The sequence below is a fragment of the Bradyrhizobium dasycarpum genome, assembly GCF_042019905.1.
Lineage (GTDB): Bacteria > Pseudomonadota > Alphaproteobacteria > Rhizobiales > Xanthobacteraceae > Bradyrhizobium > Bradyrhizobium japonicum_B.
This window is the reverse complement of the sequence record NZ_CP169574.1, coordinates 4272496-4286404: the sequence shown is the minus strand read 5'-3', so window position 1 is coordinate 4286404 and position 13909 is coordinate 4272496. Positions and strand designations below refer to the sequence as shown.

10 protein-coding genes are annotated in these 13909 nt (G+C 62.7%); 5 read left to right on the top strand and 5 right to left on the bottom strand.

Annotated elements, in window-relative coordinates; genetic code table 11:
* The first annotated feature begins 167 nt into the window (after positions 1 to 167).
* The 4 genes from cobT (at position 168) to ACETMP_RS20615 (ending at position 5183) form a co-directional block, all read left to right on the top strand.
* Positions 168 to 2072: a cobaltochelatase subunit CobT gene (gene cobT, locus ACETMP_RS20630; RefSeq protein ID WP_375157623.1), complete on the top strand. Its 1905-nt coding sequence runs from the start codon at positions 168 to 170 to the stop codon at positions 2070 to 2072.
* Positions 2069 to 3151, top strand: a complete 1083-nt coding sequence (locus tag ACETMP_RS20625) for an esterase-like activity of phytase family protein (protein WP_375157622.1) — start codon at positions 2069 to 2071, stop codon at positions 3149 to 3151. The genes cobT and ACETMP_RS20625 overlap by 4 nt, the downstream gene beginning before the upstream one ends.
* Positions 3152 to 3466: 315 nt before the next feature.
* Entirely contained in the window at positions 3467 to 4579 is a 1113-nt protein-coding gene (locus ACETMP_RS20620; RefSeq protein ID WP_375157621.1) for an NADH:flavin oxidoreductase/NADH oxidase, read from the top strand.
* A 193-nt stretch (positions 4580 to 4772) separates the two neighbouring features.
* Positions 4773 to 5183, top strand: a complete 411-nt coding sequence (locus tag ACETMP_RS20615) for a hypothetical protein (protein ID WP_375157620.1) — start codon at positions 4773 to 4775, stop codon at positions 5181 to 5183.
* 82 nt (positions 5184 to 5265) lie between these two features.
* Here the strand turns inward: ACETMP_RS20615 and ACETMP_RS20610 are convergent, their stop codons facing one another.
* The 4 genes from ACETMP_RS20610 to rpmB form a co-directional block, all read right to left on the bottom strand.
* Entirely contained in the window at positions 5266 to 5517 is a 252-nt protein-coding gene (locus ACETMP_RS20610) for a PilZ domain-containing protein (RefSeq protein WP_028139012.1), read from the bottom strand.
* A gap of 572 nt (positions 5518 to 6089) precedes the next feature.
* A complete protein-coding gene (locus ACETMP_RS20605; protein ID WP_375157619.1) occupies positions 6090 to 7421 on the bottom strand; it encodes a DUF2235 domain-containing protein in 1332 nt (443 codons plus the stop codon).
* A 97-nt stretch (positions 7422 to 7518) separates the two neighbouring features.
* Positions 7519 to 11319: an SIR2 family protein gene (locus tag ACETMP_RS20600; RefSeq protein ID WP_375157618.1), complete on the bottom strand. Its 3801-nt coding sequence runs from the start codon at positions 11317 to 11319 to the stop codon at positions 7519 to 7521.
* 198 nt (positions 11320 to 11517) lie between these two features.
* Positions 11518 to 11829 (bottom strand): 50S ribosomal protein L28, encoded by a 312-nt coding sequence (gene rpmB, locus ACETMP_RS20595; protein WP_247550343.1) that lies wholly within the window; start codon positions 11827 to 11829, stop codon positions 11518 to 11520.
* 553 nt (positions 11830 to 12382) lie between these two features.
* Between rpmB and ACETMP_RS20590 the strand changes: the two genes are divergently transcribed.
* A complete protein-coding gene (locus ACETMP_RS20590) occupies positions 12383 to 13192 on the top strand; it encodes a DUF3108 domain-containing protein (protein ID WP_375161945.1) in 810 nt (269 codons plus the stop codon).
* A 412-nt stretch (positions 13193 to 13604) separates the two neighbouring features.
* On the opposite strand, the gene ACETMP_RS20585 is transcribed toward ACETMP_RS20590, so the two are convergent.
* The gene (locus ACETMP_RS20585) at positions 13605 to 13859 is read right to left on the bottom strand and encodes a hypothetical protein (protein ID WP_375157617.1); all 255 of its coding nucleotides are present in this window, start codon (positions 13857 to 13859) and stop codon (positions 13605 to 13607) included.
* Positions 13860 to 13909: the final 50 nt, after the last annotated feature.

Here is a 13909-nt window from a genome sequence, read left to right as displayed (position 1 = left end):
TGTCGTCCCGGACAAGCGCAGCGCAGATCCGGGACCCATAACCACAGGCCGTGGTTTTGCGAAGAACGGGGCCGTCAGTATCTCACTAACTGCTCCCTGTGGTTATGGGTCCCCGCTTTCGCGGGGACGACGGCTCAAGTTGAGCTTGGGACGACGGTGAGATCGAGATGAGCACCACCTCCAACTCCAAATTCCGCAGCAGCAAGGAAGCGCCGACCGAGCCGTTCAAGCGCTCGGTCGCCTCCTGCCTGAAGGCGATCGCCAAGGCGCCGGAGCTCGACGTCTCCTTCGCCGCCGAGCGGCCGGGCCTCGCGCCCGGCAAGGCGCGGCTGCCCGAGCCGGCGCGCAAGATGACCAAGCGCGATGCCGCGATCGTGCGCGGCCATGCCGATTCCATCGCGCTCAAGCTCGCCTGTCACGATGCCAAGCTGCATCGCAAGCTGATGCCGGGCAATCCGCAGGCGCGCGGTGTGTTCGAGGCGGTGGAGCAGGCGCGGGTCGAGGCGATCGGCGCCCGCCGCATGGCGGGTGTGGCCAAGAACCTCACCGCGATGCTCGACGACCATTTCCATCGCGGCAAGTTCGACGAGATCACCGACCGCGCCGATGCCCCGCTCGCCGACGCGCTGGCGATGCTGGTGCGCGAGCGCCTCACCGGCATGGCGCCGCCGACCGCCGCGAAGAAGATGGTCGACCTCTGGCGTCCGATCCTCGAGGACAAGATCGGCAAGCGGCTCGACCGGCTCGACAGCCTCGTCGAGGACCAGACCAGGTTCGGCGATGCCGTGCACGACCTGCTGACCGCGCTCGAGCTCGGCGACGAGCGCAACGCCGACAGCGAGGACGACGAGAACGACGACGAGAACCAGGACGGCGATAACGACCAGTCCGGCGCCGAGGGCTCGCCGGATTCCGATGCCGCCCAGGAGATGAGCGCCGACCAGGCCCAGGCGTCCAGCGAGGAGATGAGCGAGAGCGCGATGGAAAGCGCGCAGGCTTCGACCTCCGACAGCTTCGACGACGGCGAGCTCGGCGACGACGAGACGCCGGGCGAGGCGACGCGTCCGAACCAGCACGGCAAGAACGAGCCGCGCGGGCCGGAATACCACGCCTTCGCACCCAAGTTCGACGAGGTGATCGCCGCCGAGGATCTCTGCGACCATGACGAGCTGGAGCGGCTGCGCGCCTATCTCGACAAGCAGCTGGCGCATCTGCAAGGCATCGTCGCCCGTCTCGCCAACCGGCTGCAGCGCCGCCTGATGGCGCAGCAGAACCGCGCCTGGGAGTTCGACCTCGAAGAGGGCATTCTGGACCCCGCGCGGCTGTCGCGCGTCGTCACCGATCCCTATCATCCGCTGTCCTTCATGCACGAGAAGGAAGCGACGTTCCGCGACACCGTGGTGACGCTGCTGCTCGACAATTCCGGCTCGATGCGCGGCCGCCCCATTACGGTCGCCGCCACCTGCGCCGACATCCTGGCGCGCACGCTGGAGCGTTGCGGCGTCAAGGTCGAGATTCTGGGCTTCACCACGCGCGCCTGGAAGGGCGGGCAATCGCGCGAGGCGTGGCTTGCCGCCGGCAAGCCGGCCAATCCCGGCCGCCTCAACGATCTCCGCCACATCATCTACAAGTCGGCGGATGCGCCGTGGCGTCGTGCGCGAAAAAATCTCGGCCTGATGATGCGCGAGGGGCTGCTCAAGGAGAACATCGACGGCGAGGCGCTGGACTGGGCGCACAAGCGCCTGCTCGGCCGGCCCGAGCAGCGCAAGATCCTGATGATGATCTCGGACGGTGCGCCGGTCGACGATTCCACGCTGTCGGTCAATCCCGGCAACTATCTCGAGCGGCACCTGCGCTACATCATCGAGGAGATCGAGACCCGCTCGCCGGTCGAGCTGATCGCGATCGGCATCGGCCATGACGTGACGCGCTATTATCGCCGCGCGGTGACGATCGTGGATGCCGAGGAGCTCGGCGGTGCCATCACCGAGAAGCTCGCCGAGCTGTTCAGCGAGACCGCCACGGCGCCCACGCAAGCACCCGCCCGGCCGCGACGCAAATTGCATTCGTGAGCGCGCTTTCATCCCGCCGCAGCTTCCTCGGGCTTGCTGCGGCGGGATTCTCCACTCTCGCAGCCTCCCGCATCGCGCTGGCGCAAGCCGCGGCCGAGCCGCCGGCGCGCGCGCTTCAGATCGAGAACGCCGTCACCGATCCGGTCAGCGTCGAGGTCAATGCGCGCGCCATTCCCAATTTCGAGCCGCGTGACCGCACGCGCACGCGCTTCGGCTCGCTGGAGTATCGCAGCGGCCTGGTGCTGACCTCGCCCTATCGCGGCTTCGGCGGCCTGTCCGGCATCCGGCTCGATTCCAGGGGCGAGCGCTTCCTCGCGGTGTCCGACCAGGGCGGCTGGTTCACCGGCCGCATCCGCTATGCCGACGGCAAGATGACCGGCCTCGACGAGGTCGAGGCCGCGCCGCTGCTCGGCGCCGAGGGCCGGCCGATCACCGAAAAGCGGCTGTGGTGGGATTCGGAAGCGATCGCGCGCGACGGCAGCCTCGTCTATGTCGGGCTCGAGCGCGTCAACCAGATCCTGCGCTATGATTTTGCCAAGGGCGGCACGCGCGCCCGCGGCGAGGTGATGCCGGTGCCGGCGGGCGTGCGCAAGCTGCCCTCCAACAAGGGGCTGGAGGCGCTGGTCGCGGTGCCCAAAGGCAAGGACCAGAACCTGCCGCTGGCGGGCACCCTGATCGCCTTCTCCGAGCGCGGCCTCGACGCCGACGGCAATCTCACGGCGTTCCTGATCGGCGGGCCCACGCCCGGCCAGTTCAGCGTGCGCCGCATCGAGAAATACGACATCAGCGACGCCGTGCTGCTGCCGTCCGGCGAGCTGCTGATCCTCGAGCGCAAGTTCTCCTGGTTCACCGGCGTCAACATCCGCATCCGCTCGCTCCAGCTGAAGGCGATCGCGCCGGGCGCGCTGGTCGACGGCCCCGCGCTGTTCGTCGCCGATCTCGGCCACGAGATCGACAACATGGAAGGCATCGACGCCCACGTCACGCCCGAAGGCGAGACCGTGCTGACGCTGATCTCCGACGACAATTTCTCGATGCTGCAGAGGACCCTGCTGCTGCAATTCACGCTGGCGGAGTAGGGCGGCTGTCATACGGCGAACTCCGCTGTCGTCCCGGGGCGCGCGCAGCGCGAGCCCGGGACCCATACCCACAGGCAGGAGTTTTGCGATAACTCCGCGTGGGAGCTCGCTCCACGACTCCATCTCGTGGCTATGGATCCCGGGCTCGCGCTAGGCGCGCCCCGGGATGACGGGCGGAGTTCGCGGCGCATCTCGCCACCCAACGAGCGCCGGAATGCATGCCGCTACGACCCGCCATTCCCGCGTCCCGCTGGCATTCCACGCATCCGTCACTACACTGATCCGATCTCCCTCTCATCCCCCGGAACTCCCCGCATGAGCGTCCTGTTTTCCCCGATCAAGCTGCGCGGCCTGACCTTGAAGAACCGCATCGTGGTGTCGCCGATGTGCCAATATTCGGCCGAGGACGGCGTCGCCAATGACTGGCACTTCACCCACATCAACAATCTCAGCTTGTCGGGCGCGGCGATGTTCTGCATCGAGGCGACCCATGTCGAGGCGATCGGCCGCATCACGCCGGGCTGCCTCGGGCTCTACAGCGATGCCTGCGAGGCCGCGCTCGAGCCGATCCTCGCCTCGGTGCGCAAGCATTGCTCCACCGCGATCGCGATGCAGCTCGCCCATGCCGGCCGCAAAGCCTCAAGCGCGCGGCCCTGGGACGGCGGCCAGCTGATTCCGGAAAGCCAGGGCGGCTGGCAGACGGTGGCGCCGTCGGCGGTGCCGCACAAGGAGGGCGAGGCCGCCCCGCTCGCGCTCGATGCCGCGGGCCTGAAGCGCATCCGCGAGGCCTTCGTCGACAGCGCGAAGCGCGCCGCGCGCCTCGGCATCGACGCCATCGAGCTCCATGGCGCGCACGGCTATCTCATGCATCAATTCCTCTCGCCGATCTCCAACAAGCGCACCGACGAATATGGCGGCAGCCTGGAGAACCGCATGCGCTTTCCGCTGGAGGTGTTCGACGCGGTGCGCGCCGCATTCCCCGCGGGCAAGCCGGTCGGCATGCGGGTGTCCTCAACCGACTGGGTCGAGGGCGGCTGGGACCTGGCGCAGACCATCGCATTCGCCAACGCCTTGAAGGCGCGCGGCGTCGACTGGATCGATGCCTCCTCCGGCGGCGTCTCGCCGCTGCAGAAGATCCCGCTCGGCCCCGGCTACCAGGTGCAGTTCGCAGATAGCATCAAGCGCGAGACCGGCCTTGCCACCATCGCCGTCGGCCTGATCACGGAAGCGAGGCAGGCCGAGGAGATCGTCGCATCGGGGAAGGCCGACATGGTCGCGCTCGCCCGCGGCATGCTCTATGACCCGCGCTGGGCCTGGCACGCCGCCGCCGAGCTCGGCGGCGAGGTCGAAGCCCCGCCGCAATATTGGCGCTCGCAGCCCTCCACGCAAAAGGCGCTGTTCGGCAAGACCACGTTCGGGGCAAGGTAGAGGGGGCGCATCGCGTCCGCTGCATCTGTGAGGCGACGACAGCGCCACACATTCCGTCATTGCGCTCGCTTTGACGGATGTGGCGGGCAGCTGCGCCTCCTCGTTCCCACCCCTCCGTAAATCTCCTCGGCTTCCACGCCGCGCAAATCTGGCCTAACCTCTCCGCAAGTTCACTCCGCGCGGAGGCCGTGCCATGCGTTATCCTGTCCGCAAAGCCGCTCACGTGTTCGAGCGCGTGGGCCTTGCGCTGGCGGGCGCGGCCTGCGGGCTGTTCATCGGCGCCTATGTGGGATCGGCGATCCCGCAGCTCACCACGCAGGGCTTCCTGCTGCTGATGATGCTGCTCGGCGGTATCGGCTTCTATCTCGGCATCGACACGCCGCAGATGCCGTTCGACGACGCGCATAGCCAGATCGACGCTGCGGAATTCCTCAGCGCCGCCGGCACGCTGTTCGCAACGGTCACCGCCTTCGTCTCCGTCGTCGTCATCGTGCTGCGGATCGATCCGCACATGGGCTGGACCTGGCTCGTTTTCGCCGGCTGGATCGCCGGCGTCGCCATGCAGATCATCGCCGGCGCCAAGGCCAGGATGCGGAAGTATTAGGTTCTTTTGGAAGAACGATCGCGCCACGCGCAGCCGGGCGGAGCGCGCCGCGCCACCTTTGTTCAGCAGTGAGAAGCGCCCGCTAAAACACCACGCCGACGCGCGTGCCGCGCTTCCAGGCGATGCGGCAGCGTTTCCTGGTGTTGACGTGCAAGAGCTCGAAGCGGTCGGGAATCTTCACCTGGCCGCCGAGATCGACGCAGGCCCCGCCGGGCGAATAGTCGATCAGCGTGCAGGGAATCACCGGCGCGCGCGCATCGGTGATGATCTTGGCCTGGCGCGATACCAGCCCGGCCGGCTTCACGCGGGCATATTTGCGTGGGAATTGCGGCACGTCTCCTCCAGCTCCGCTCACGGCATGATCCGGAAAGGGGAAGCGGTTTCCCGGAAAGATCATGCCGAGCCACAAGGCTCGCAGTCGATGGCGACGATGATGGAAGAGAGAAGATGCGATCCGGCTAAGCCGCGCGGGAGAATTTTAATGAAAAGTGTCGGCGAAGGAAGAATGTAGCGGTAGCGGGCCACCCTCCCCTGGAGGGCAGGGCAATCGCATATGGGAGCGATCTCGCCTGTGGCCATCCTTCGCCCGCCGTTGGCGGGCCCTCAGGATGAGGACCAGGTGCGCGGCACCAGTTTCAACGAGCACCAATGCTGCTTAGCCTCATCCTGGGGAGACCGCGAAAGCGGTCGTCTCGAAGGACGAGGCGCGCGCTCAGGTCTCGCAAAGCGCCATATGCGATAGCCCTGCCCTGGAGGGGGAGGGTCGATCGCGCAAAGCGCGAGCGGAGTGGGGTGATCTCTCCACACGGGCCGTGGGGCCGCGGAGGGACCGTCACCCCACCCCGTCTCGCCTCGCTACGCGATGCGAGCCGACCCTCCCCCTCCAGGGGAGGGTAAGCGCTCCCATCACCCCGTCACGCTCTCCTCCGCCGCCGGCTCCACCCGCGGCGGCACCGGCATCGGCACCGTCACGTAGTCCTTCGGCATGTTCACCGGCCGGTAGTCCGGCTCCACCGCCATCCGCTTCAGCACGCTCTCATGCACATGCGCGCCGTCGGGGATCAGGCGGGGCTCGCAATCGGGGATGTAGAAGCCCCAAAACACCTTCCGCTCCGGCCATTCCCGGTACTTCGCGCGCTTCGGCACGAACTCCAGCAGCCGCCAGCCCGCATTCATGGAATCGTGCAGCATGCCGGTCTTGCCGGTGTAGGCCGGCGCGACGTATTGAAACGGCGAGTTCTTGCGCTGGATGCCCCAGGCGAGCTGCTTGATGCTCGCGGGGTTGAAGTTCAGCCCCGCCTTCTCCGCCTCCTCGATCATCCACAGCAGCGGATATTTGGAATCCCCGCTCTCGACCTCGGGATAGCCGCCGCCGACGTCGCTGTGCACGCCGGCGAACCACACCTGCAGGATGTCCTGCGGCACCTTCTTCTCGTCGGGCACGTAGCGGTTGCTCCAGAACTCCTGCGGCTGTTCGTACTTCTTGAGTCGGAACATGCAGCGCCGCTCGTCGATCGCGATCGCCTGCCGGAAAATCCTGACGCTCGGGTTGCGCAGCGTGAAGGCGAGCTCCTCCAGGCTCGGCCAGAACAGCCGGTCGGCGCGCGGCACGATCACGCTCGCGACACTGTCCCACACGCCGATGAAATGGATGGTCGGCCAGCGCGTCGAGGTGATGCGCGCGAACTGCGCGGCGAGGTCGAATTCGTCCTTCGGCAGCGGCCCCTGGTCGTCGAACGCGACGCCTTCGAGATCCCTGACATCGTTGCCGCGCCCGGTGCCGGAATATTGCTTGTAGGCGACGAGGCCCGAGCCTGCGAGGTTCGCCTGCTCCGGCCTGATCAGGCCGATCTTGTGGATCAGCCCCGCCAGCACGCGCACCGTGTAGGCCCCGCGCGAGAAGCCGAACAGATAGATCTTGTCGCCCGGCGCGTAATGCTCGACCAGGAAGCAATAGGCCGAGAGCACGTTGTCATCGAGCCCGTAGCCGGTGGCGAGCCCCAGCACCAGGTTGACGTTGGCCTTGAGGCGGTGCCACGTCGTCGGCTCCGTCACCGTGCCGACCCCGGGATCGTAAAACACCATCTGCCGCGGCTGCGTCTTCTCGGTCTTGCGCAGGCAGCGATAGAGCTTCAGGACGTTGGAGATGTTCTCCGAGATCTCGTTGCCGGTGCCGTCACAGCAGATGACGAGGTTCTTCGGCTCGGGCTTGCGATCGGTGGTGTGGGCGGAGTCCATGGGATGCGCCTCCGGGTGATGCTACCGGGGCGAGTATAGCGGGAATCGTGGAAGAGCTAATTATCGAAGTTGAACTTTGGCGCGAATTTTCGAGCGACTAACGGGAGTGTGCGATGCGATTCAGGCGTCTCCACTTTGCATCTTGTCGCAAGCCGGGGCTAGCCTCAGCGAGGGTGGTCAGAAGACCCGCAAGATCATAAGGAGCGAGAGCGGGGTCTTCCGGAACAAGCCGGCTGAGCAGGGCGACCATATCGCTCGGAAACTTTCGAGGTAGGCTTGTCGAACCGTTACTCTCGTCCTCCGGATCCCGTGCTCGATAGACAAACAGATCAAGCTGACTAGTTGGTACAAGTAATGGCGAAATAGTCCGAACAGCGTCAGGAAAATCATCGCCGGAATTCTCCGCGATTGTTGCGAACTGACGAGATGTTTGTGGTGTCTGATAGACAGTTTCTCGTGGCCATGCCTTCAAAATGAACGGCTTCCCAAAGGAGAGCCAAGCCTTCTGTTCGGCGACTATTGAGCTGAGAAGCGAGATAGCTTGAGATCTGCCATCATCATTAGAACGTTGAAGGGCGAGGCGCGCTTCCGGAAATTCCACGTATCGAATCGAATCGGTGTTCCAATAGCAAGCAATAACGAGGAATTCGTGTAGGCGCTCGATAGGTTGATTGTCCCATCTCCAGCCCTGGAAGACTGCGAAGAGCTCCAAAAAATCGGCCTTTAGCGACGCAAAAAGCTCCGGCACCACGAAATTTTGACTATGAAGAAAGCCGTTCCAGGCTGGCTGAGCTAAATCGTGGGTGAGTGAGAAGAGAGGTAGAATCCGAACCCTTACCCAGTCTGGATCGAGAGCGTGAAGCCATGCGAGGCGGATCGCCGTTTCACAAGTCGCATGATCTCCACCTTCGCCCGCCACGTTGAGGACAGCCTCGATCCGGCCTCGGATGTCGACAGGAATACCTGCGCCAGCTCCAATCTTTCGGCTGTCCAGTAACTCATACAGAATTTCGGTCATCTGACCAATCGGTCCATTGATCGCGTGATCATATGTACGGCGCGAATAACCCTGTGGTTCTCCCTCAATCAAGGTGTCTCCAAGCCCACTTTGAAGTGACTCTGGTGCTCCAGCAGTCAAGCCAATCAACACCGAATCCCAAATACGGAGTGCTCTGCTAGCATTCATGCTCGCAAGCTGAGGTAGGATCTTCTTTAGCCACCTAGGAGCGTAAGCAGCCAGCTTACCAATTACCTCGTACGGCAAACGTGAGAGACGCTCCGCGAACAACCATTGAAGTCGGGGCGGCAACGACGTTGGCCATTCGGACAAAGCAGTCTGCCAGTGACGCACCGGAAATTTGCCGAGCCTCCCTTCAAAAGCTAACGCGGCGAGTGCACGTTGGGGCTTCTGCTTAACTAGTCCTTCAAATGGACGGTATTCAATGAACTCCATAGAAGGCCGAGTAGAATTCTGCTCGGCGGCCGCAATGACCTGCGGAATCGGAAGGTCGATAATTCTTCTCGGATCATCTTTAACTGAAACCCATCCGGTCCTTCCATCTAAACTATAATCAGCAGTCACCTCCCATCTATCATTCCAATCTGGATCCTGAGCTCGTAGCTCTGGAAGACGGCTCATCGTGGCTTCTGAGAGATTGCACCCGCTGCGGCTCAACCAGCCGAGCATTGCAGCCGCGGTACCAGCGTGGCGCGTCCTTGCAGCGAGAGGGTCTTCGTCCGAGCGTGGGGGCGGCCCGCCTATTATGCGAGCCTCGATCTGTTCGCGGTAGGTTTGAGGAAGATCGTTCCAGCGGCTCTTGAGCAAACGGAGCAGCTCTCTGCGATTGTATCCATTCCAGAAGCTTTGCTCTTGGAGCCTGAGCACGCCGTCTGCAACCTCTTCGCCTGAAAATAGAGATTTGGTCCAAACGTGTAGTTTCAATTTGTCAAAGAAGTATTCTTCGGTTTGCGGCCACAGAAGAGTATCGGCGTGCGCACGAATGGGATCCGTGATCGACAATTTATCGAAGAGCCGCCCTGTCCATTGGAGGTATCGATCGGAACCACCTAGATATCGTTCGCCGGGCCTTGAGTCAGTCTCGAAACTTGACGTTCGCCAATAGCGTACTTCCAGAGCGCCAAGTAGCGCGGCGCCGCGTTCCAATCCGCTGCGTACGGCGCGGAAATGGCAATAAAGCTCTTCTGGCGCAACTTCGAGATCCTCGACTCCCTGTGCTGGAAATTTAACGTCAAGGGCAACAACTGCGCCATCGTCTAGATCGCTCCAACTGTCTGTTGGCGGAATTGAACTTGACCTGAACGGTCGCCTGCTCGCAAGGAAAGGCCTAATAGATTCTTCGAACTCATATCGAAGTAGTGTCGACCAACCTCTTCTCTTGATTTTTGCAATGCTTTGATACTGTGAATTTTCGCGTTTTGGAGAATTAGAGAATTTGTAAAGAAGGAGACTCCACAGCCGATTAGCTCTCGCATTCTTGTTCGCGTCCGGTTGATTGAGATACCATTCGATTTGAAAGATTAGACCCCGGTGAAGTGAATAGTACCCACCTGCCCACCAAGCTGATGCGGGCTGATCCATAACTCTCGCAAGCCATCGAGCGATGAAGAACAAGCGAGAGGGGAGGCGAGTTGCCTCAAAGTCGTGAATACCCGCCAGTCGTGCAACTTGTTGACCCTGCCCCTCAAGAGAAGTGGAAGCCAGAACATCGACAATTTGCCGATGGCTGTCTCCTTCGTCGCTTCTTGGGCGAGGTGGATCGTCGTCAATACCGTAAAGTTGGAGAGGATCTGCCGCCTCCTCTTCGCCGTATCCCCTCTGCGGTTTTCCGTAGCGCACGCTTCTGTCAAATACACATATCCACTCTGCGGGAGGAGTGGTCGCCGATTCCGCAAAAAGTCGAGCGCCTTCGATGGTGCTGACGAGCGAAACAACCTGGCCTCTCTCATGTGGGGTTAGTTGTCGGGGACTCTTTGAAGCCAAGTCCAAGACTGAATGGCGCCATTTGTCCGGATCATCAGATCTAGCTGCCCACGCGCGCAATGTATCCCACAAAGCGGAATGAGAAGGGGATTTCGGGTAGGCTAGCGCCGTAACGCCGCGATCCCGCCACCTACTGAGCACTTCACCTTCGGTGCCTTGGTCAAATGCAAAAATCCTTGCGGGGTTACCAGTGCTCTTCGCATGGAGCCCTTCTAGCAGATAGCGTATTGGAGGGTCACTTGCGGAATAGCCAAGCAATACGATGACGTAGTTATTCAATAGATCGCGGACAAATCGAGTTGCCCACCCGTCGGCCAAATATGCGCGGCCGAAGTCAGAGCTACTCAATATCAATTGAAGCTGCTCGGAAGAGTCCTCGTTAGAATGCAGTCGCCCGTGAAGATACACCAGTCCTGTTAGGGGCTGACCACTAGATAGGTCCGGGAGAGCTGGCGCGACGTGGCGCCGAATACCGCTCTCTGCGCGTTCAAACAGCAAATCAAAATTCGTTGTTACCACCTGGAGATCGCGAGCGGCGCTCCGAGATAATCGTAGTATCGTCGAATGATGGTCTAAGCTCGCTGATGGAGCAGGGCTGAGGAGTTTACTAACAATCTCCTGAATATTGTCCCTGCCATAGTCGCGCTGAAGCAGACTGAAGACTTGATCGAGCGAGATTGCTCCATCTGGCTCCTCTCTGGCGCGTGCAACCATTTCCCGTACTTTGGCCTCAGGCGGTGGGCCAAGCTCCTCCAGAACCTGTTCGGCCAGTTCGATGAAGCCGGGCAAGCCTGCTGGACGTGAGATGCCTGCGCCGCAGAAGAAGACGACGTTTCCGTTGTCGCGATCCTCAAGCAATGTTTCTGGGATACTGGGGCCGTCAGCAAAAAACCGCATGTCTTGCACAACAATGCACGTTTCAATTGTATGCGCAGATACTCGGTGATTCTGAAGTGTGCTTCAACTCGAAGACCCTCGGTACGCACCCACAAACAAAAACGGCCGGATCTTCCGATCCGGCCGCCACTCAAACTCTTACTCGGCTAAGCCTACGCCACGCGACGCAACCTAGCCCCCGCCCTGTCTTCTAAAAACTCAGCTCGCCTTCTTCGCCGGCGCGGTCGACGGGCCGACCTTCTTCTGGATGGCGCGCTTCAGCTCGAGGGCGCGCGGGGAGAGCGCGTCGGCGTTGGCCTTGAGCAGGAAGGCATCGAGGCCGCCATTGTGGTCGACGCTCTTCACCGCGTTGGTGGAGACGCGCAGGCGCACGTTGCGCTCCAGGGCTTCCGAGATGAACGTCACGTTGACGAGGTTCGGCAGGAAGCGGCGCTTGGTCTTGATGTTGGAATGGCTGACCTTGTGGCCGACGAGGGGGCCCTTGGCCGTCAGTTCGCAGCGGCGAGACATGGTAGAAATCCTTATGCTTCGAACCCCCAACGGGTGCGGCCGCCATTTTGGGCGCCACGGGGGCAAATTCTGTCGTCCTTGCAGGGAGCGGGCGGACGTATAGGGGGGAAGGGGCGGGACGTCAAGTTTTCGGGCGGGGATTTGGGGCCGCCCGGGCGGTGCGCTCCCTCCCCCGCGTGCGGGGGAGGGTGGGGGAGAGGGCTCGTTCCTCTGGGGGGCAGATGTTGGCATGGATGGTGTCCCCCAGAGGAGAGAACCCTCACCCGCGCTCCGCGCGACCTCTCCCGCAAGCGGGAGAGGTAAGGAGGCCGCGGCTACCTCTCCCCCTCATCACCAAAACGGCAATGTTTGTCGCGCCTTACCATCATATAAAGGGCGTATTCGCGATCGAAGAGTCCGGTGGAGTTCCCGGTTCGACAGGCCCGGACACATTGTTTGCCGCGATTTCTGGTTTAAGTAACAGCGTATCGCGGCCCGATTGGATTGTTTCGTGCTGATATCGCCCTTGTCTGCGCCCACATTGCGCTCCCTCCGGCCGCGCCTGGCCGGCTGGCTGGCGGCGTTTTGCGGCCTGGGCATGGCGTGGGGCGCGATGCCGGCGGCGGCGCAGGGCAAGCTCGAGGCGCAATATGAGGCCTCGCTGTCGGGCATTCCCGTCGGCAAGGGCGGCTGGAACATCGATATCCAGGACGACGTGTATTCGGCCGCCGCGGCCGGCGGCACCACCGGCCTGCTGAAGTCGTTCACCGGCGGCTCCGGCACCGGCGCCAGCCAAGGCCGCATCGTCAACGGCGCGCTGGTTGCGACCGGCTACCAGGCCTCCACCACCACGCAGAAGAAGACCGAAGAGATCCGCATCACGCTCGACAAGGGCAACGTGAAGGATTTCTCCATCCTCCCCGAACCCCCGGTCGACCCCGATCGCATCGTCGTCACCGACGCCCATCGCCGCGGCGTCTGGGACCCCATGACGGCCTCGCTGCTGCGCGTGCCCGGCAATGGCGACCCTGTTACGCCCGAGGCCTGCCACAGCTCGGCCCCGGTGTTCGACGGCCGCATGCGCTACGACCTCAAGCTCGACTTCAAGCGCATGGAGACCGTGAAGGCGGAAAAGGGCTATCGCGGCCCGGTGGTGGTCTGCTCGCTCTATTTCGTGCCGGTCGCCGGCTACATCCCCGACCGCCCCGTGATCAAGTACCTCGCCGCCCAGCGCAACATCGAGATCGCCTTCGCCCCGGTGGCGGGCACCCGCATCCTGGTCCCGTTCTGGCTGAAGGTGCCGACCCCGCTGGGGCCGGCCATGCTGGAAGCCACCAGCTTCGTCACCACAGCCCAGCCGCCGCGCGTGGCGAAGACGCAGTAGGCCTTTTGGCCGCAGCGCGTTCTCCTCCGCCGTCATTCCGGGGCGCGCCCCTTGGCGCGAACCCGGAATCCATCGGGCGACCGTCCCTGCGGTCCGATGGATTCTCAGGTGCGCAATGGCGCACCGTAGCTCGCGACTGCGTCGCGCCCCGGAATGACGGGGAGGGAGAGACGAGAAAAAGCAAACAAATTCAATGGCCGTTCTACTGTGCATGGGGTTGTTTTCGCAAAAAATGGGTTGGGGAGGCTCCATCCGGGAATCCATTTGACTCCTTCCCGATTCTGATTCGACTCCGCGCCGTCCCCAACTTAAGGCTTTCCGCCCGCGAAACCTCACTTGTCCAGCGGCCGAAAACTCCATCTAGTCATTGCCGATAGGACTGGCGCGACATGTTGCGTGAACGGAACGGGACTCAATCTGGAGTCAGCGATTCGGCCGCGATTCGTTCTAGAGTCGTTCCGAAGCTTAAGACGGACAGGAAAAGCGTCGCAAAGTGAGACAGTTGCGGGGGATTCTCGGCAATGCTTCCCAACCCTCCGCTGTCATGCCCCGGCTTGACCGGGGCATCCAGTACGCCGAGGTCTTTCGGCTTCGTCACAACCGCCGCGGCGTACTGGATCGCCCGGTCGAGCCGGGCGATGACGGCGATACACACATTTGGCGCCATGCACCTCCCCGCCCCAATCCAGCACTGACATTCGCCCAAATCGCCACTAC